The 17,397-nt window shown below is 72.1% G+C and carries 19 protein-coding genes; 11 read left to right on the plus strand and 8 right to left on the minus strand.

The window, feature by feature from the left end; genetic code table 11:
* The 3 genes from trpD to CCN39_RS31345 form a co-directional block, all read right to left on the minus strand.
* A partial coding sequence (gene trpD / locus CCN39_RS31335; RefSeq protein WP_086848119.1) for an anthranilate phosphoribosyltransferase occupies positions 1-659 on the minus strand: 659 nt, incomplete at its 3' end.
* A 5-nt stretch (positions 660-664) separates the two neighbouring features.
* Entirely contained in the window at positions 665-1,075 is a 411-nt protein-coding gene (locus tag CCN39_RS31340) for a response regulator (RefSeq protein ID WP_086848121.1), read from the minus strand.
* Between the two features lie 60 nt (positions 1,076-1,135).
* Positions 1,136-1,549, minus strand: coding sequence for a ribonuclease E inhibitor RraB (locus CCN39_RS31345; protein WP_086848123.1), 414 nt, complete (start codon positions 1,547-1,549; stop codon positions 1,136-1,138).
* 95 nt (positions 1,550-1,644) lie between these two features.
* Between CCN39_RS31345 and ctaE the strand changes: the two genes are divergently transcribed.
* The 4 genes from ctaE to qcrB all read left to right on the plus strand — a co-directional run bounded on the left by ctaE (position 1,645) and on the right by qcrB (position 5,996).
* On the plus strand, positions 1,645-2,268 hold the full coding sequence (ctaE, locus tag CCN39_RS31350) for an aa3-type cytochrome oxidase subunit III (protein ID WP_086681061.1): 624 nt from the start codon (positions 1,645-1,647) through the stop codon (positions 2,266-2,268).
* Between the two features lie 61 nt (positions 2,269-2,329).
* A complete protein-coding gene (gene qcrC, locus CCN39_RS31355; RefSeq protein WP_086848125.1) occupies positions 2,330-3,148 on the plus strand; it encodes a cytochrome bc1 complex diheme cytochrome c subunit in 819 nt (272 codons plus the stop codon).
* Positions 3,145-4,311, plus strand: a complete 1,167-nt coding sequence (qcrA, locus tag CCN39_RS31360; RefSeq protein WP_086848127.1) for a cytochrome bc1 complex Rieske iron-sulfur subunit — start codon at positions 3,145-3,147, stop codon at positions 4,309-4,311. Before qcrC ends, qcrA begins: the two co-directional genes overlap by 4 nt.
* Positions 4,308-5,996: a cytochrome bc1 complex cytochrome b subunit gene (gene qcrB, locus CCN39_RS31365; protein ID WP_086848129.1), complete on the plus strand. Its 1,689-nt coding sequence runs from the start codon at positions 4,308-4,310 to the stop codon at positions 5,994-5,996. Before qcrA ends, qcrB begins: the two co-directional genes overlap by 4 nt.
* Positions 5,997-6,046: 50 nt before the next feature.
* On the opposite strand, the gene CCN39_RS31370 is transcribed toward qcrB, so the two are convergent.
* Genes CCN39_RS31370 through CCN39_RS31380 form a run of 3 tightly spaced genes read right to left on the minus strand, consistent with a single transcriptional unit; the run spans position 6,047 to position 7,299 of the window.
* On the minus strand, positions 6,047-6,238 hold the full coding sequence (locus CCN39_RS31370; RefSeq protein WP_086848131.1) for a YdeI/OmpD-associated family protein: 192 nt from the start codon (positions 6,236-6,238) through the stop codon (positions 6,047-6,049).
* Positions 6,235-6,516 (minus strand): Lrp/AsnC family transcriptional regulator, encoded by a 282-nt coding sequence (locus tag CCN39_RS31375; RefSeq protein ID WP_086848133.1) that lies wholly within the window; start codon positions 6,514-6,516, stop codon positions 6,235-6,237. Before CCN39_RS31375 ends, CCN39_RS31370 begins: the two co-directional genes overlap by 4 nt.
* A 45-nt stretch (positions 6,517-6,561) precedes the next feature.
* Positions 6,562-7,299, minus strand: a complete 738-nt coding sequence (locus CCN39_RS31380; protein WP_086848135.1) for a maleylpyruvate isomerase family mycothiol-dependent enzyme — start codon at positions 7,297-7,299, stop codon at positions 6,562-6,564.
* Positions 7,300-7,343: 44 nt separating this feature from the next.
* Here CCN39_RS31380 and CCN39_RS31385 point away from each other — a divergent pair, with 44 nt between their 5' ends.
* Complete coding sequence (locus tag CCN39_RS31385) at positions 7,344-8,249, plus strand: MerR family transcriptional regulator (RefSeq protein WP_086848137.1); 906 nt, start codon at positions 7,344-7,346, stop codon at positions 8,247-8,249.
* A 427-nt stretch (positions 8,250-8,676) separates the two neighbouring features.
* Here CCN39_RS31385 and CCN39_RS31390 read toward each other — a convergent pair whose 3' ends face one another.
* Positions 8,677-10,380, minus strand: coding sequence for a DEDD exonuclease domain-containing protein (locus tag CCN39_RS31390; RefSeq protein WP_086848139.1), 1,704 nt, complete (start codon positions 10,378-10,380; stop codon positions 8,677-8,679).
* 98 nt (positions 10,381-10,478) lie between these two features.
* Between CCN39_RS31390 and CCN39_RS31395 the strand changes: the two genes are divergently transcribed.
* The 4 genes from CCN39_RS31395 to CCN39_RS31410 all read left to right on the plus strand — a co-directional run bounded on the left by CCN39_RS31395 (position 10,479) and on the right by CCN39_RS31410 (position 14,946).
* On the plus strand, positions 10,479-11,876 hold the full coding sequence (locus CCN39_RS31395; RefSeq protein WP_086848141.1) for an NYN domain-containing protein: 1,398 nt from the start codon (positions 10,479-10,481) through the stop codon (positions 11,874-11,876).
* A gap of 67 nt (positions 11,877-11,943) precedes the next feature.
* Entirely contained in the window at positions 11,944-12,201 is a 258-nt protein-coding gene (locus CCN39_RS31400) for a hypothetical protein (RefSeq protein WP_086848143.1), read from the plus strand.
* A 445-nt stretch (positions 12,202-12,646) separates the two neighbouring features.
* Positions 12,647-13,702 carry a C40 family peptidase gene (locus CCN39_RS31405; RefSeq protein WP_208630462.1) on the plus strand — a complete coding sequence of 352 codons (1,056 nt, stop codon included), beginning with the start codon at positions 12,647-12,649 and terminating at the stop codon, positions 13,700-13,702.
* An 86-nt stretch (positions 13,703-13,788) separates the two neighbouring features.
* Positions 13,789-14,946 (plus strand): glycosyltransferase family 4 protein, encoded by a 1,158-nt coding sequence (locus CCN39_RS31410; RefSeq protein WP_086848148.1) that lies wholly within the window; start codon positions 13,789-13,791, stop codon positions 14,944-14,946.
* Here the strand turns inward: CCN39_RS31410 and CCN39_RS31415 are convergent.
* On the minus strand, positions 14,943-15,557 hold the full coding sequence (locus tag CCN39_RS31415; RefSeq protein ID WP_086848150.1) for a nucleoside/nucleotide kinase family protein: 615 nt from the start codon (positions 15,555-15,557) through the stop codon (positions 14,943-14,945). The two genes, CCN39_RS31410 and CCN39_RS31415, sit on opposite strands and share 4 nt — an antisense overlap.
* A 64-nt stretch (positions 15,558-15,621) precedes the next feature.
* On the opposite strand from CCN39_RS31415, the gene CCN39_RS31420 reads away from it, so the two are divergent.
* Together CCN39_RS31420 and CCN39_RS31425 are read left to right on the plus strand one after the other, a co-directional pair.
* Positions 15,622-16,035 carry an SRPBCC family protein gene (locus CCN39_RS31420; RefSeq protein WP_086848152.1) on the plus strand — a complete coding sequence of 138 codons (414 nt, stop codon included), beginning with the start codon at positions 15,622-15,624 and terminating at the stop codon, positions 16,033-16,035.
* A 23-nt stretch (positions 16,036-16,058) separates the two neighbouring features.
* A complete protein-coding gene (locus tag CCN39_RS31425; RefSeq protein ID WP_086848154.1) occupies positions 16,059-17,270 on the plus strand; it encodes a cytochrome P450 family protein in 1,212 nt (403 codons plus the stop codon).
* Positions 17,271-17,397: the final 127 nt, after the last annotated feature.

The following is a 17,397-nucleotide window of genomic DNA, read 5'->3' on the forward strand; positions in this document are numbered from 1 at the left end:
GCGCGCGTGCCGCGGCGGGCGAACGTCTCCGCCAGGACCCGCGTCTTGTCGGGGTACGCGCAGCCGATCAGCGCCGCGCCCGGCTGGGCCGGGTTGGTCAGCGGGCCGAGCAGGTTGAACGTCGTCGGGATGCCCAGCTCGCTGCGCACCGGGCCGGCGTGGCGCAGCGCCGGGTGGAACGCCGACGCCAGGAAGAACCCGATGCCGACCTCGGCGAGGCTGCGCCGGACGTCCTCCGGCGGCAGGCTGATCCGGACGCCGAGTGCTTCGAGCACGTCCGCCGCGCCGGACTTCGACGACGCGCTGCGGTTGCCGTGCTTGGCCACCGGCGCGCCGGCCGCCGCCGTGACGATCGTCGCCATCGTCGAGATGTTCACCGAGTTGGAGCCGTCGCCGCCGGTGCCGACGATGTCGACGGCCGGGCGGTCCAGCTCGACCCGCTTGGCGTGCGCCAGCATCGTGGCCGCCATGCCGGCGATCTCCTCGGGCGTCTCGCCCTTGGCGCGCAGCGCGACCGCGAACCCGGCGATCCGGGCCGGGCTCGCCGCGCCGCTCATGATCTGGTCCATCGCCCACGCCGTGTCCTCCGCGGAGAGGTCGACGCCCGCGACGAGCTGCTTGAGCAGGGGTGGCCAGGTGCGGGGGACCGGGGTGGTCACCGGGCTCAGCCGTTCACGACGGGGACCCGTCGCGCGCGCAGCACGTCGGCGACGGTCTCCGCGGCGGTCAGCGGGTCCAGCGGGTGCACCAGCACGGCGTCCGCCTGCGACCAGGTGGCCAGCCACCGGTCGTCCTTGCGCCGCACGGCCACCACGATGGGGGGACAGTCGGTGATTTCACTCTTCAGCTGCCGGCACAGGCCGATGCCGCCGGTCGGCTGCGCCTCGCCGTCGAGGATCGCCAGGTCGACGTTCCCCGCGTCCACCTCGGACAGCACGTCCGCGATGCCGGCCGCCTCGACGTAGTCCACGCGCGCCAGGTCCGCGGCGGGCCGGCGGCCGACCGCGTTCACGATCGCCTCGCGCACCTCCGCCTTGTGGCTGAACACCAGGACCCGCATCGACCGCTCGCCCATCAGGCACGCCTCCGTCTCATCACCGCACGTCTGGAGCGATCGTATCGGCAGAGACCGACATCACGCGGTCGGCTCCGGCTGGAGCGCGTCCCAGCCCAGCGCGTCGCCGCCCAATCGCTGCGCGAGACCCGCCATCCGGGACCGTTCCTGGGCGCAGTGCAGCGCGTCGAGCACCTGCACGCGGACCGCGAGCACCCGCGCGAGATCCTCCGAAGGGGACTGTTCCCGCAGCTCGTAGCCGTCCTGGGCGAGGATCGACGCCGCCTCCTCGAGCCGGTCCGGCGGCAGCAGCAGGTGGTGCCGCAGAACGGCCGGTGCCGTGCTGACCCAGGCGGGTGAACCGGCGAGCACGGCGGAGTCCGCGACGACCGGGTCGAAGGCCTCGGCGACGATCTCCAGCCCGGGCGCATCGGGTGTCAGACCTGGGGCTTCGCGCTTTTTGACCAGGTCAAGCAGCCGGTCGAGTAAACCCATGAGTAGCTCTCACCTTCCCGGGCATCCGGTGTGATCGGTTACGCAGACGACCCGCCGTGGACCCACCCGGCGGAGCGGTGGTGCGAGAGGACATAATGCGACGCGTGACAACGGCAGCTCCCACCATCAGTCAGCGGGTCCACTCGCTGAACCGGCCGAACATGGTCAGTGTCGGCACCATCGTGTGGCTTTCCAGCGAGCTGATGTTCTTCGCCGGACTGTTCGCGATGTTCTTCACCGTCAAGGCGCAGAACTCGTCCGGCCAGTGGCCGCCGCCGCTGCACGGCGAGGAGTTCCACCTCAACGTGGCGTACGCGATCCCGTTCACGGTGATCCTCGTGCTGTCCTCGCTGACCTGCCAGTTCGGCGTGTTCGCCGCCGAGCGCGGCGACGTCTACGGGCTGCGCCGCTGGTACATCATCACGTTGATCATGGGCGCGATCTTCGTCGGCGGCCAGGCCAACGAGTACCACAACCTGGTCGAAGAGGGGATGACGATCCCGTCCGGCCCGTTCGGCACGGTCTTCTACCTCGCCACCGGTTTCCACGGCCTGCACGTCATCGGCGGGCTCATCGCCTTCGTGTACCTGCTCATCCGCACGAAACTGAGCAAGTTCACGCCCGCCCAGGCCACGTCGGCGATCGTCGTGTCCTACTACTGGCACTTCGTCGACATCGTGTGGGTCGGCCTCTTCGGTGTGATCTACCTCCTTCCGTAGGTCCGCCCAGCCGCCACCACCTTCACCATCGGCCTGAACTGACAGCAAGGGTTGCCGCAAGATGACCACCAGCACCAAGTCCTCGGAGCGCCGCTACCGCGCGCGGTCGAAGCTGCGGAGGCGGTTCGCCGGCCTGCTCGCGCTCGGCATCGCGCTGGTGGGCGCCGGCGCCCTGTACGCCGTGTTCGCCCCGGAGCCGCAGACCGCGCAGGCCCAGGGCACGCCGGCGCAGCTCCGCCTCGGCGAGCAGGTCTACAACAACACCTGTATCGCCTGCCACGGCGCGAACCTCGAGGGCGTTCAGGACCGCGGCCCGAGCCTGATCGGCATCGGCGACGCCGCGGTGTACTTCCAGACTTCTTCGGGCCGGATGCCCGCCGCGCGCCAGGAGGCGCAGATCGAGCGGAAGCCGCCGAAGCTGACCGAGGCCGAGATCGACGCGGTCGGCGCCTACATCCAGGCGCACGGCGGCGGCGCCCAGCGGCCCGCCGAGAAGGGCGAGGCCCTGCGCGGCGACGACCCGGCCCGCGGCGGCGAGCTGTTCCGCCTCAACTGCGCGTCGTGCCACAACTTCACCGGCCGCGGTGGCGCGCTGTCCGCCGGCAAGTACGCGCCGAACCTGGACCCGGCCAGCGAAGAGCAGATCTACACGGCCATGCTCACCGGTCCGCAGAACATGCCGAAGTTCTCCGACCGGCAGCTGTCGCCGGAGGAGAAGAAGGACATCGTCGCCTACGTGAAGTCGGTGTCGGACGGCAACAATGACCCGGGTGGTAACGGCCTCGGCGGGGTCGGCCCCGCTTCGGAGGGCGTCATCGCCTTTATCGTCGGGATCGCCGCGCTGATCGGCGTGACGTTGTGGATTGGATCGAAGGCATGAGTGCCGAGGGGCCGAAGCCGCCGTCGGAGGCGGAGCTGGCTGAGATGGACCGGGACCAGCTGGTCAAGCTGGGCGGGGCGCTCGACGGCGTCGAGATCGTCGAGTACCCGACCCCGTGGCCCGTGGAGGGCACCCGCGCGGAGAAGCGGGCCGAGCGCCTGGTCGCGTTCTGGTTCGGGCTGTCGGCGCTGGCCGGGCTCGGGTTCGTCGTTTCGCTGATCTGGTGGCCGTGGAAGTACGAGTCGCCGGACAACGAGAGCGGCCACTTCTGGTACAGCCTCTACACCCCGATGCTGGGCCTCACGCTCGGCCTGGCCATCCTCGGCCTGGGCATCGGCGTGATCCTGTACACGAAGAAGTTCGTGCCGGCCGAGGTCGCGGTGCAGCAGCGCAGCGACAACCAGGGCGAGGGTTCGGCCGAGGTCGACCGCGCGACGATCCTCGCGCACCTGGCCGACGCCGGGAACCGCAGCACCATCGCCCGCCGGTCGCTGATCAAGCGCTCGGCGATCGCCGGGGCCGGCACGCTCGGCCTCGCGGCCGCGGCGCTGCCGATCGCGTCCTTCATCAAGGACCCGTGGAAGGACACCGAGACCCGCGAGTCGCTGTGGCACACCGGCTGGCAGCCGAACTTCCCGGGCGAGAAGGTCTACCTGCGCCGCAACACCGGCAAGCCGGTCGAGGTGGAGCACGGCAAGGAGACCGAGATCTCGCTGGTGAAGGCCGAGGACCTCGACGCGGGCGCGATGGAGACGGTGTTCCCGTTCCGCGAGTCCGAGCGGAACGACGCCGAGAAGCTGGCCGCCGCGCTGACCCGCGTCGACAACCCGGTCATGCTGATCCGCCTGCGCCCGACCGACGCCGCCAAGGTGGTCAAGCGGGCCGGCCAGGAGGACTTCAACTTCGGCGACTACTACGCGTACACGAAGATCTGCAGCCACGTCGGCTGCCCGACCTCCCTGTACGAGCAGCGGACCAACCGCATCCTGTGCCCGTGCCACCAGTCGCAGTTCGACGCCCTCCACTACGCCAAGCCGATTTTCGGCCCGGCGACCCGTCCGCTGGCCCAGCTACCGATCACGGTGGACGAAGAGGGATACTTGATCGCGCGAGGCGACTTCATCGAGGCCATCGGTCCGGCCTTTTGGGAGCGTAAGTCATGAGTTCACTCACCACGCCGACCAAGGGGTCGAGCGCCGTGGAGCGGCACGTGGGCGAGGCCGCGAACAACGCCGACCAGCGGTACCAGCTGGCCAAGGGCCTGCGGCACCAGATGAACAAGGTGTTCCCGACCCACTGGTCGTTCCTGCTGGGCGAGATCGCGCTCTACAGCTTCATCATCCTGCTGCTCACCGGTGTGTACCTGACGCTGTTCTTCGACCCCTCCATGCAGGAGGTCGTCTACCACGGCAGCTTCACGAACATGCAGGGCCTGGAGATGTCGCAGGCGTTCCGCACGACGCTGGACATCTCGTTCGACGTCCGCGGCGGCCTGTTCATGCGGCAGCTGCACCACTGGGCCGCGCTGATCTTCGTCGCGTCCATGGCCGTCCACATGCTGCGCATCTTCTTCACCGGTGCGTTCCGGCGCCCGCGTGAGGCGAACTGGGTGATCGGCGGCCTGCTGCTGGTCCTGGGCTGCTTCGAGGGCTTCTTCGGCTACTCGCTGCCGGACGACCTGCTCTCCGGTACCGGTATCCGCGCGACGCTGTCGGGCATCGTGCTCTCGGTGCCGGTCATGGGCACCTGGCTGCACTGGGCGCTGTTCGGCGGGGAGTTCCCCGGCGACCAGATCATCCCGCGCCTGTACACGCTGCACATCCTGCTGCTGCCGGGCATCATGCTCGCCCTGGTCGGGGTGCACCTGGCGCTGGTCTGGTACCAGAAGCACACGCAGTTCCCGGGCGTGCGCCGCAAGGAGACCAACGTCGTCGGCGTCCGGATCATGCCGTACTTCGCGCTCAAGGGCGGGGCGTTCTTCACCCTGGTCGTGGGCGTGCTGGCGCTGATGTCGGGCCTGTTCCAGATCAACCCGGTGTGGAACTTCGGCCCGTACAACCCGGCGCAGGTGTCGGCGGGTTCGCAGCCCGACTGGTACATGGCCTGGGCCGACGGCATGCTCCGGATCTGGCCCGCGTGGGAGGTCTACCTCGGGAACTACACGATCCCGGCGGTGTTCTTCCCCGGCGCGATCGGCATGCCGATCCTGATCGGCCTGCTGCTGGCCTACCCGTTCCTCGAGCGCAAGCTGTCCAAGGACACCGCGCACCACAACCTGCTCCAGCGGCCCCGGGACGTCCCGGTCCGCACGGCGCTGGGCGCGATGGCGCTGGGCTTCTTCATGGTCATCGAGCTGTCGGGCTTCAACGACATCATCGCCGACCAGTTCGACATCTCCCTGAACGCGACGACGTGGGCGGGCCGCATCGGCGTGCTGATCGTGCCGCCGCTGGCCTACTACTTCACCTACCGCATCTGCCTGGGCCTGCAGCGGGCCGACCGCGAGGTGCTGGAGCACGGTGTCGAGACGGGCATCATCAAGCGGCTGCCGCACGGTGAGTTCATCGAGATCCACCAGCCGCTGGCCGGCGTGGACAGCCACGGCCACGCGATCCCGCTCGAGTACCAGGGCGCGTCGGTGCCGAAGAAGATGAACAAGCTGGGCTCGGCCGGTCAGGCCGTCCCGGGCACGTTCTGGTCGCCGGACCCGGCCGAGGAGACCGCGGCCCTGCAGCGGGCCAACGGCCACGGCAACGGGCACTCCGGAGCCGAGAACGGCCAGCACGGCCAGCACGGCGAGTTCGACTCCGCCGAGACGGCGGCGGCCGCGAAGCAGACGGACCACTAGCTCCACCCACGGCGAAGGCCACCTCCTCCGGGAGGTGGCCTTCGCCGTTTCTACTTCTTGCCGCTGTCGCGGAGCCTGGTGATGGCCTTCTCGGCCCTGGAGACGCGCGTCTCGGGCTTCTTGGCCTCGGCGACCCACTGGACGTACTCACGCCGGTGGGACGGCGGCAGCGCCTCGAACAGCGCCGCGGCGTCCGGGGCGGCCGCGAGGGCGTCGGCCAGCTCCGCGGGGAGCTCGCTCAATCCTCCACGCCGATCGAGAAGGCCGATTCGGTGTCGGCGCGGCTGTAGGACCGGAACGCGATGTGCGTGACGGTGTTCAGCACGCCCGGCACCTTCCCGATCTTCCCGGGGATCAGGTCGGCCAGGCCCTCGTGCGTGGACACCTGCACCGTGGCGATGAGGTCGACGTCCCCGGCGCACGAGTAGACCTCGCCGACACCCTCGATGTCGGCGATCGCCTGCGCCGCGTCCGGGATCGCGTCCGCCTCTGCCTGGATCAACACGATCGCGGTGATCACCTGGGTCCTCCAAGACTCGTCTGCGGGTGTCGCCCGCGATCCTAGCTACGCCGCGGTGTGGGCCAGCCAGTGCGCGGCGAGTGCTTCGTCGCCGGTGACGGTGACGCGGTCCAGGGGCAGGCGGCGGGTGAACACGAGCAGGAGGTCCTTCACGGGGCCGGTCAGCGTCACGTCCGCGGGCGCGCTTTCCCGGGTCCACCGGACACCGCCGGGGGTCCGGGTGATCAGCCAGCCCGGTCCGTCGCCGGGTTCGAGGCGGAGGGTCTGGCCGGTGCCGCGGAGCTCGGCGAAGGCCGGGTTGAGGCTCGCCGTGACGGGGTCGGCCAGCACTGCCAGCCACTCGCTGATCGCGTCGGCCGCGAGGTCCGGGGCCACGGTGAAGCTCTTTCCGGTGGCCAAGGCGGCGTCGGCGTGGTGGACGGTCGTGTCGTGCAGCATCCGGCGCAGCCAGAACCGGGCCGGCTGCGGGCCGAAGAAGGTCCACACCGGCGTGTCACCGGCGGCGTTCACGGCGTCTTCGAGGTCCTCGGCGCCTTCGCGGAGCCAGCCGGACCACTTGTCGGGCGAGCCCGGGTCGGCGTCGAAGGGGTCGGGAACCGGCGACGGCCCGTCCCGGACGATGCTCGCGGCCCAGCGGTGGGCCTGGCCGATGTGGCCGGCGAGCACCCGGAAGGGCCACTCCGGGCAGGTGGGCACCCGTTCGTCCGGATCGGCGTTCCCGACGGCTTCGGCGAACCCGGCGGTGTGCTGGTGGAGCCCTGCGGCGAGGGTGGCGTTGTCCATGGCCGTACCGTAGGAATTCCACCCGGCTGGAGGTTCGACGGAAGGTGACCGGAGACACACTCGGCATCGGTGAGCTGGCGCGCCGCACGGGCGTGCCCGTCCGCACGATCCGGTTCTACTGCGACGAGGGCGTGCTGGAGCCGGTCCGCAGCACGGGCGGTCACCGCCGCTTCGACGGCGCGGCGATCGACCGGCTCACCCTGGTGCGCAGGCTGCGCGGGCTCGGGCTCGGCCTGCGCCCGATCACGGACGTCCTCGCCGGCCGCAGTTCCCTCGACGAGGCGGTGGCGGCCGAGCGGACGGCCCTCGACCGCGAGCTGGCCACGCTGAGCTGGCGGCGGTCGGTGCTCCGAGCGGTCGCGGAGGCGGCGCCGGCCGACCGCGCGGCCCGGCTGGAGCTGCTGTCGGCGGTCCAGGACGGGGATGCGGCGCGCGAGGCGCTGGTCCGCCTGTGGCGCCCGATGACGACGGGCCGGATCCCTCCGGACACGGCTCGGATGTTTCTGGAGATCAGTGCCCCGGAGCCGCCGTCCCAGCCGTCGACGGCCCAGGTGGTGGCGTACGCGGAGCTGGTGTTGCTGGCGTCGGACACCCGGCTGGCGGTCGACCTGAAGGCGAGCACCCTGGTGGGCCACGACCGCATCGCGGACCTGGGCGCGCTCCACGCGGAGGTGGGGGAGGCGTGCGAGCTGGCGGGCGCCCTGGTGGCGGCCGGAGCCCGTCCGGCCCCGGGCCCGGAGCTGGACCGTTTCGTGGCGGCCCACGCGGCGGCCCTGGGTGCAGCGGACAGCCCGGCCTTCCGGCGCGCGCTGAACCACCGGACGGCACCGGACCGGAATCCGCGGCTGCGCCGCTATTGGCACCTGGCGGGCGAGGTCACCGGCGAGGCGGCACCGATGGGTCTCGCCCACACGTGGCTGCTGGACGCGCTCGACGCCTCGGCGGCCTGACTCCTCGCGGAGGCAGGGGCTCGCCTCGCGGACTGGGACGGATAGGAATCGGCCCTCGGGGAACGCCGCCCGGCCTCTCGGCACGCCGGCCGGTGCACGGGCTGGCTCGGGGGGTGCGCGGTCGCGCTCGGGGTCACGCGAGCCGGTCTTGCCGATGCGCGGGCTGGTTCTCGGGGTTACGCGGGCCGGTCTTGCCGGTGCTCGGGGTGCGCGGTCGCGCTCGGGTTACGCGGGGCGGTCTTGCCGGTGCGCGGGCTGGTCCTCGGGGTGCGCGGTCGCGCTCCGGGGCACGCGAGCCGGTCTTCCTGGCGCGCGAGAGCCGGTCCTCGGGATCACGCGAGCCGGCCTTTTCCGCGCGCGAGCCGGCCTCCCTCTGCGCCCGCCGCGCCGGCCGGCTCCCGGAAACGCAGCCGACCCCGCGGGCCGGTCAATGCACGTGTTCCAGCGAATGCGCGTCGGCGACCAAATCCAGCCATCCCCGCCAGCCCGCGACCGCCGCCGGTTCGGCCCATGGGCGAGTTGTTCGCACCAGTCGTACCCCCGGCCGCGCCAGCCACCGCAACAACACCCCCACCTCCTCCGGTGGTGCGCCGTGCAACGGGCCCGGGTCCGGGAGCACCGTCTCCGCCGATGCCACCAGTGCCTCCACCACCGGCATCGGCGGCACCCCGCGCGGCGCCACGCCCGCCGAAGCCAGCCGGCCGTATCTGATCACCGACAGCTCCCAGCCGCCGGTGCCGTCCGGGGCCGCCGCGATCAGCTCGCCGATCGACGCCAGCGAGGCCTGCCGGTGCGCGCGGCCCAGTGCCCGGATCAGCCCCGCCAGCTCGTCGCGGTGCCGGGCCGCCTGCTCGTAGTGCTGGCCCGCCGCCAAGCGCTCCACGTGTGCCGCCGCCGCGTGCAACGGCCCGCCGTCCACGCCCGCGATCAGCCCCGACACCGACTCGACCGCCGGGCCGTACGCCTCCACGCTCTGCCGTCCCGCGCACGGCGCTCCGCAGCGCCCCAGCTCCGCCAGCACGCACGGGGTCCCGTTCGCCGACCGCGGCGAGATCCGCTGGGTGCACGTCCGCAGCCCCGAGGCGCCGGCCAGGGTGTCCGCCGTCGTGCGGGCGTCCGCCTGGTTGCGGAACGGGCCCAGCACCCCCGGCCGCGGCAGGCGGACCACCGACAACCTCGGGAACGCCTCGTCCGTCAAGCCGATCCACCAGCCCTGGTGCCGGTTCTTCGACCGCCGGTTGTACGCGGGCCGGTGCGCCGCGATCAGCCGCAGCTCGCGCACCTCCGCCTCCAGCGCGTGCGCGCACACCACGTGGTCGACGCGCTCGGCCAGCGCGACCATCTCGCGGATCCGGCTGCGGTTCTCCGAGCCCGTGAAGTACGTCCGCACGCGCCGCCGCAGGTCCTTCGCCGTGCCGACGTACAGGACCTCGTCCTTCGGCCCCTTGAACAGGTAGACGCCCGGGGCCGACGGCAGGTCCGCCGCCAGGTGCCGTTTCGCCCGCTGGGCGACGGTCACCTCCGGCAGGTACCCCATCAGCTCCTCGAGCGAGTGCACGCCCAGGTTCCCGACCCGCTCCAGCAGCCCGTGCAGGACGTCGACCGTCGCGCGCGCGTCGTCCAGCGCGCGGTGCGTCGGGCGCGTCCTCGCCCCGAACAGCAGCGCCAGCGCCGTCAGGTTGTAGCGCCCGACCTCGTCCCGCGGCACCACCCGCCGCGCCAGCCGGACCGTGCACACCACCGTCGCCTTCGGCCACACGTACCCGTGCCCCTCGCACGCCGCCCGCATGTGGGACGTGTCGAAGCCGGAGTTGTGCGCCACCAGCACCGCACCCCCGATGAACTCGAGGAACGCCGGCAGCACCTCCTCGATCGGCGGCGCGTCGTAGACCATGGCCTGCGTGATCCCGGTCAGTGAGACGATCTGCGGCGGGATCGGCGTGCCCGGGTTCACCAGCGTCGCGAACTCGCCCAGCACCTCGCCCGCGCGCACCTTCACCGCCCCGATCTCGGTGATCCCTGACGGCCCCGGCGGAGCCCCGGTCGTTTCGAGGTCGAAGACGACGAAAGTGGTGTCCCGCAAGGGGGTTCCGAGCTCGTCGAAGGCGAGCTGGGCCTGGACCGAACGCATGGGCTCGGACTGTAGGCGGGACCACCGACAGTTTCCGCGCGCAGCCGGTCCGTGTGGTGCGCGGGGCGGGATGCGGAGGCGGGGCCTACCCTGGACCAATGCACCCGCAGCCGCTCGTGCCGGAGCCGCCCGGGGACCCGGTGGGTCCCTCGGGTGTCGCCTCGCGCGCCGAGCCGGCCGAGGAGCCCGCTGACCAGGCCGGACATCCCGAACCCGCCACCTGGCCGGCGCTGCCCGAACCGGTCCGCGACCGCATCGCCGAGCTCGCCGCGGCCGCCGTCGCCAAGCTGCCCGCCACCGACGTGCCGCGCCAGCTGCGGCCGGTCGCGAAGTTCGCCCCGGCCAAGCGCGCCAAGCTCGGCGGCGCCGCCCTGCTCGCCGCTCTCGGCGACTCCTCGCAGTTCCGGACCGCCGTCATCGAGTGGCTGCGCGAGCACCGCACCGACGCGCTCGACCCCAACGCCGTCGACTCCGTCGCCGCGGCGGCCGCCGCCGTCCTGCTCGGCGAGTCCGGGGCCACCGGGCGCGTCCGCCTGGTCGCCCGGAACGCCGAGGAAAACGCCCTGCGCGCCGAACGGGACGCCGCGCTCGCCCGCGCCCAGCGGCTCGAAGCCGAGCTCGTCCAGGCCCGGGCCGAACTCGCCGAGGCGAAACAAGCCGCCGAAAACGCCCGCGGCGAGCGCGAAGGCGAAGTCGAGAAGCTTCTGAAGCGCCTTCGCGAGCAAGGCGTCCAGCTGCGCCAAGCCAGGGACGCGGCCGAAGCGGCGTCCGCCGACGCCGAACGCGGTTCCGCCGCCCGCAACGACGAGATCGCCGCCCTCAACGCCCAGCTCGAGCGCGAACGCCAGCGCGTCGCCGGGGAGCGCGCCCGCGCCGAACGGGCGGTCGCCGACGCCGAGATCGCCCGCCAGTCCGCGCGTGAGGCCCGGCAGGCCGACGAGGTGCGGCTCGCCCTGCTCATCGACACCATCGACGGCGCCGTCACCGGCCTCCGCCGCGAGCTCGCCCTCGGCGCGCGCGGCGCCCGCCCGGCGGACATGGTCCGCGGCGCCAGCTCGGGCACCGGCCAGGGCGGCAAGATCGCCGACGTGTCCACCCTGGACCGCTACCTCGCGCTGCCGAACGTGCACCTGATCGTCGACGGCTACAACGTCACCAAGACCGGCTACCCCGAACTCGCCCTCGCGGACCAGCGCGACCGGCTCATCCACCAGCTGTCCGCGCTGGCCGCGCGCACGTCCGCCGAGGTCACCGTCGTGTTCGACGGGGCGGGCGTGCTCTCCGTCCCCGCGTCGGTGCCCCGCGGGGTGCGGGTGCTCTTCTCCGACCGCGGGGTGCTGGCCGACGACGTCATCCGCAACCTGGTCGCGGCCGAGCCCGCCGGGCGGCCGATGGTCGTCGCGACGTCCGACCGGGCGGTCGCGGACTCCGTGCGCGGCCGCGGCGCCCACCCCGCGCCGTCATCGGTGCTGGTCAGCCGCCTGTCCAGGGTCTGACGCACCGAAACTGTCGGTGGTGGCGCCTACCGTCCTCCTCAGTCAGTCCCAACGTGAGGAGGACCACATGGCCGACACCCCCGAGCTGTCCGAAGTGGACGTCTCGCACATCGCCGTTTCGGACATCGAGAACCTGGTGGTCGACTGCGACCGCTGCGTCGTGCGCGGCATCTCGTGCCACGACTGCGTCGTGAGCGTGCTGCTCGGCGCCCCACCCGCGGTGGTGTGGGACGCCGACGAGCGGCGCGCGATCGACGCGCTGGCCGAAGCCGGGATGGTGCCGCACCTGCGGCTGGTGGAAGAACCGATCCGGCGCACGGCCTGATTTCCACCGTTTCGTGACGGCGCGCCGAATGGTCGATTGAATCGGTGAACGGTAGGTAGTCGAAAAGCCCTCCGGAGAAACCCCAGCGTGTAACGCCCATCACATGTTTCCTCCCGCCCTGGTCCGATGGTGTTCAGCGGCGTCACGCAGAGTTTTTGGCGGAGAGGTGGTGGACGTGGTGGCGGTCTTTTCGTAACCTGTCCGAGATCTCGTGGCCCCCGGCCGTCTGTGGAGGCGGCGACACGGGATCGCCGCCGGACGCAGCTTTGTCGGGAAGCTGGGAACCGGAACCACCACCGCGTGCTTCACCTGTTGCGGCTCGTGCATGTCGAATTCGCACGGTCCGGGCGCGTGGTGGGTGGGACAGCGGTGAAGAGGGAACACCCCGACCTCTTCGTGCCCCGGTCCCCTTCGGCGGCCGAGACCAAAGGAGACCCGCGCGACCGTGCAGTCGCATTCCCTCAGGCGCGTGGTTTCAGGTGCCCTCGCCGCGGCCTCGGTGATCGCCCTCGTCACCGTGGCGCAGCCAACGGCCACCGCCGCCCCCGTCCCCGTTCTCCAGACCCCACCCACCGGCTCCGACGCGCTCGCCAAGTACCGCGATCTCGCGGCCCAGGCCGAGAAGCTCAACGAAGACCTGCTGTCCGCCCAGGACGACCTGAAGAAGAAGCAGGGCGAGCTCGACAAGGCCACCGGCGACGTCAACGCGGCCAAGCAGCAGGCCACCCTGGCGTCCGAAAGCCAGAAGAAGTACCAGACCGAGGTCGACAAGTTCGCCGGTGCGTCGTTCACCAGCGGTGTCCAGCTGAACAAGCTGTCCGCGCTGCTGGCCGGCACGTCCACCCAGGACTTCCTCGACCGCTCCTCGGCGCTCGAGGTCATCGCGACCGGCAAGAACGCCGCGATGGGCAACCTCACCGGTGCCGTTCAGCAGGCCACCGACGCGGCCGCCAAGGCCAGCGACGCCGCCAAGCGCGCGCAGGACGCGCGCGACGCCGCGGCCAAGCTGACCGAGGACATCAAGGCCAAGCAGAAGACGCTGAACGACCAGATCGACGAGCTCGAGGCGGCCAACAAGAACCTCAGCGCGTCGGACAAGGCCGCCCAGAAGGACCGCGGTGGCGCCCCGCCCACCAGCATCAAGGCGCCCACGGCGGCCGCGCAGGCGGCCGTGAACGCCGCGATGAGCAAGCTGGGCAGCCCGTACAAGTACGGCGCCACCGGACCGAGCACGTTCGACTGCTCGGGCCTGACGTCGTGGGCCTACGGGCAGGCCGGGCTGACCATCCCCCGGACCAGCCGCGAGCAGTCCACCTTCGGCGCCGCGGTGCCGCGGGACCAGCTCCAGCCGGGCGACCTCGTGTTCTTCTACTCGCCCGTTTCGCACGTCGGCATGTACATCGGCGACGGCAAGATGGTGCACGCGCCCGACACCGGTGACGTCGTGAAGATCTCGCCGCTGCAGAGCCAGTACTCGGGAGCGCGCCGCCCGACGTCGTAACCCCCGAAGCAGCATCGGCGAAGGGGCGGTACCGCACACGCGGTGCCGCCCCTTCGCCGTGGGTGTCCCGCGCTAGCCTCTGGGACGTGCTCAAGACCCTGCTCGTGACCAACGACTTCCCGCCCCGGCCCGGGGGGATCCAGAACTACCTGAACTCCCTCGCCACCCGGTTGCCGGCGGACGACCTGGTCGTCTACGCGCCGTCGTGGGAGTCGCGGACGGGGTCGCACGAGGAGTTCGACGCCGCGGCGCCGTTCGAGGTCGTCCGGCACCCGACGTCGCTGATGCTGCCGACGCCGGACGTGTTCCGCCGGGCCAAGCAGATCATGCGGGCGCGGGACTGCGAAGCCGTCTGGTTCGGCGCCGCCGCGCCGCTCGCGCTGCTGGGGCACCCGCTGCGGCGGGCCGGCGCGCGCCGCGTCGTCGCGTCGACGCACGGCCACGAGGTCGGCTGGTCGATGCTCCCGGCGTCGCGGCAGGCGCTGCGGCGCATCGGCGACACCGCCGACGTCGTCACCTACGTCAGCCGGTACACCCGCGGCCGCTTCGCCGCGGCGTTCGGCGCGATGGCGGGGCTGGAGCTGCTGCCGTCCGGGGTGGACACCGAGGTGTACCGGCCGGATCCGGCCGGGCGCGCGGAGATCCGCGCCCGGCACGGCCTCGGCGACCGGCCGACCGTCGTCTGCGTGTCGCGGCTGGTCCCGCGCAAGGGCCAGGACCAGCTGATCCGCGCGCTGCCCTCGATCCGCGAGCGGGTCCCGGACGCGGCGCTGCTGATCGTCGGCGGCGGCCCCTACCGCAAGAAGCTCACCGAACTGGTCACCGGGCTGGGCCTGGAGCGCGACGTCGTGCTCACCGGGTCGGTGCCGTGGGCCGAGCTGCCCGCGCACTACGCCGCGGGTGACGTCTTCGCGATGCCCGCGCGCACCCGCGGCAAGGGCCTCGACGTCGAAGGGCTCGGCATCGTCTACCTGGAGGCCTCGGCGACCGGCCTGCCGGTGGTCGCCGGCAACTCCGGCGGAGCGCCCGAAGCGGTGCTCGACGAGGTCACCGGGCACGTCGTCGAGGGCCGGGACGTCGTCCAGCTGAGCGAGACCCTGGCCAGCCTGCTGGCCGACCCGGTGCGCGCGCGCCGGATGGGCCAGGCCGGGCGGGAGTGGGTGACGGCGAACTGGCGCTGGGACGTCATGGCGGGGCGGCTGTCCGGCCTGCTGGACGGCGATCCGGTGGCCGCCGTCCGCTAAGGCGTGTAGAGCGCCGGGTGCCGGGGATCGTCGACGCGCACGACGACGTCGGCGAGCGAACCCGGATCCACCTCTTCCTCGTAGCGTTCGTAGGCCGGGACGGCCCAGGCGTCCGGCACGCGGCGGCGCAGGGCGGCGGGGGACAGCCACAGGTGCACGGCCAGGTCGAAGGTCAGCCCGGCACCGAGCAGCAGTTCGCCGTCGAGGAGCACGACGGCGCCTTCGGGCAGCGCCACCCGCCCGGCACGGGTCGCCCGGTCGCGCTCGGCGTCCCACAGCGACGGCAGCACCTCGCCGGACCCCTTCAGCGGTTCCAGGACTTCGCGGCGGAGCGCGCCGAGGTCGAGCCAGTCGGTGTAGCGGGCGTCGGGGTTCGTGCGGCCGTGCTCGAAGCGCAGTGACGCCGGCCGCAGGAAGTCGCGGGCCGACACGCGCAGCGTCGCGCGGCCGCGCAGGCGCAGCGGATCGACCAGGGCGTCGGCGAGTTCCGCGGTTTCCGTGGCACCCGCTGCGCCGTCGACGGCCACCGCGAGCCGCGGCCCGGTGAGCGCGTCGATGCGATCGGTGAGTTCGCCGGCGAGGACGGCGGGGGAGATCGGGCGGTAGCGCACGGGTGCCCATCCTGCACCCGGCCCGGCTGCCGTTTTTGTCGTACCCCGGTGCGAGGATGAGGACATGACTTCTTCAACGGGGAAGACGGCCGATGTCGGGTGGAACATCGGCGTTTCGCGCACCCTGCCGTACCCGGCCGGAGCGGTGTGGGACTTCCTGGTCAGCCGGGACGGGGTCGCGATCTGGCTCGGTCCGGGTGTCGAACTGCCCAAGCAGGCGGGCGCGGAGTACGAGACGGCGAACGGCACGGTGGGCGAGATCCGCAGCTTCGTCGACGGCGACCGGGTGCGTCTCACGTGGCGGCCGAGCGACTGGGACCACGACTCGACCGTGCAGGTGCGGCTGAGCGGTTCGGGCGCGAAGACGACGCTGCGGTTCCACCAGGAATGGCTTGCGGGCGCCCAAGAGCGCGAGGAACAGCGGGCATACTGGCAGGACGTGACCGAGCGCGTCGTGGCGGCACTGGCCGAGCGCTGACGCGGTGAGCGATGGGGGCTGACGTGACGACCGACGAAATCGTCGAGGTGGCGGAGGACTTCGCCCAGGACGCGCACGTGTTCTCGGAGATCCTGCGCGGTGGCGGGCCGGTGCGCCACGTGCGGCTGCCACCGCGCGGGCTGCCGTGCTACCTGGTCACCGGGTTCACGGAGGCGCGGGCGCTGCTCGCCGATCCGCGGCTGCAGAAGAACAGCCAGGGCATCCGCGCGGTGTCCGAAGCGAAGCTGCCGCCCGAGGCCCTGCTGAACGGGCTGGGGCAGGACCTGAACTGGCACATGCTGAACTCGGACCCGCCGGACCACACGCGGCTGCGGAAGCTGGTGAACAAGGCGTTCACCGGGCGCACGGTGGCCCGGCTGCGGCCGCGGGTGGAGGAGATCACCGCGGAGCTGCTCGACGCGCTGGCCGGGCAGGAGCGGGCCGACCTGGTGGCGTCGTTCGCCGCGCCGCTGCCGATCACGGTGATCTGCGAGCTGCTCGGCGTGCGCGAGGAGGACCGCACGGAGTTTTCCGGCTGGTCCAAGACGTTGCTGAGCGCGGCGAAGCGCCCGGAGCAGATGCAGGCCGCGGCGGCGAGCATGTTCGCGTACCTGACGGACCTGATCGCCCAGAAGCGCGCCGAGCCGGCCGAAGACCTGTTGTCGGACCTGGTCCACGCGAGCGACGACGGCGATTCGCTGTCCGAGCCCGAGCTGGTCTCGATGGCGTTCCTGCTGCTGGTGGCCGGCCACGAGACGACGGTCAACCTGATCGCCAACGCCGTCCTGGCCCTGCTGCGCGCGCCGGAGCAGCTGGCCCGCTTGCGCGCGGAGCCGGAGCTGCTGCCGGGCGCGGTGGAGGAGTTCCTGCGCTTCGACGGCCCGATCCACCTGGCCACGCTGCGGTTCACGGCGGAGCCGGTCGAGGTGGCCGGCGTGACGATCCCCAAGGGCGAGTTCGTGCTGGTGTCGCTGCTGGGCGCGAACCGCGACGCGGAGCGCTACCCGGAGCCGGACAAGCTGGACATCACCCGCGCGGCGGGCGGCCACCTGGCGTTCGGGCACGGCATCCACTACTGCGTGGGGGCACCGCTGGCCAGGCTGGAGGCGGAGATCGCGCTCGGCGGATTGCTGGAGCGGTTCCCGGGACTGGCGCTGGACGCGAAGCCGGACGAGCTGGTCTACCGGCCGAGCTCGCTGGTGCACGGCTTGGAGACGCTGCCGGTCCGGTTGTGAGCCGCTTCGGCCTGGGAGGCCTGGGAAGCCCGGCAGGCCCGGCAGGTCGGGGAGGCCTGGGAGGCTCGGCAGGTCGGGGAGGTCTGGTGAGGCCCGGCAGATCGAGGAGGCCCGGCAGGTCGGGGAG

It is taken from the genome of Amycolatopsis kentuckyensis, from assembly GCF_002155975.1.
In the GTDB taxonomy this organism is placed as follows: domain Bacteria; phylum Actinomycetota; class Actinomycetes; order Mycobacteriales; family Pseudonocardiaceae; genus Amycolatopsis; species Amycolatopsis kentuckyensis.

Bases quoted from the DNA above. Each gene is read 5' to 3' on its own strand.
- CCN39_RS31420 (WP_086848152.1), top strand. From the start codon at position 15,622: ATGACTTCTTCAACGGGGAAGACGGCCGATGTCGGGTGGAACATCGGC.
- CCN39_RS31400 (WP_086848143.1), top strand. From the start codon at position 11,944: ATGGCCGACACCCCCGAGCTGTCCGAAGTGGACGTCTCGCACATCGCC.
- CCN39_RS31340 (WP_086848121.1), bottom strand. From the start codon at position 1,075: ATGGGCGAGCGGTCGATGCGGGTCCTGGTGTTCAGCCACAAGGCGGAG.
- CCN39_RS31345 (WP_086848123.1), bottom strand. From the start codon at position 1,549: ATGGGTTTACTCGACCGGCTGCTTGACCTGGTCAAAAAGCGCGAAGCC.
- qcrC (WP_086848125.1), top strand. From the start codon at position 2,330: ATGACCACCAGCACCAAGTCCTCGGAGCGCCGCTACCGCGCGCGGTCG.
- CCN39_RS31380 (WP_086848135.1), bottom strand. From the start codon at position 7,299: ATGGACAACGCCACCCTCGCCGCAGGGCTCCACCAGCACACCGCCGGG.
- qcrB (WP_086848129.1), top strand. From the start codon at position 4,308: ATGAGTTCACTCACCACGCCGACCAAGGGGTCGAGCGCCGTGGAGCGG.
- ctaE (WP_086681061.1), top strand. From the start codon at position 1,645: ATGCGACGCGTGACAACGGCAGCTCCCACCATCAGTCAGCGGGTCCAC.
- CCN39_RS31390 (WP_086848139.1), bottom strand. From the start codon at position 10,380: ATGCGTTCGGTCCAGGCCCAGCTCGCCTTCGACGAGCTCGGAACCCCC.
- CCN39_RS31395 (WP_086848141.1), top strand. From the start codon at position 10,479: ATGCACCCGCAGCCGCTCGTGCCGGAGCCGCCCGGGGACCCGGTGGGT.
- qcrA (WP_086848127.1), top strand. From the start codon at position 3,145: ATGAGTGCCGAGGGGCCGAAGCCGCCGTCGGAGGCGGAGCTGGCTGAG.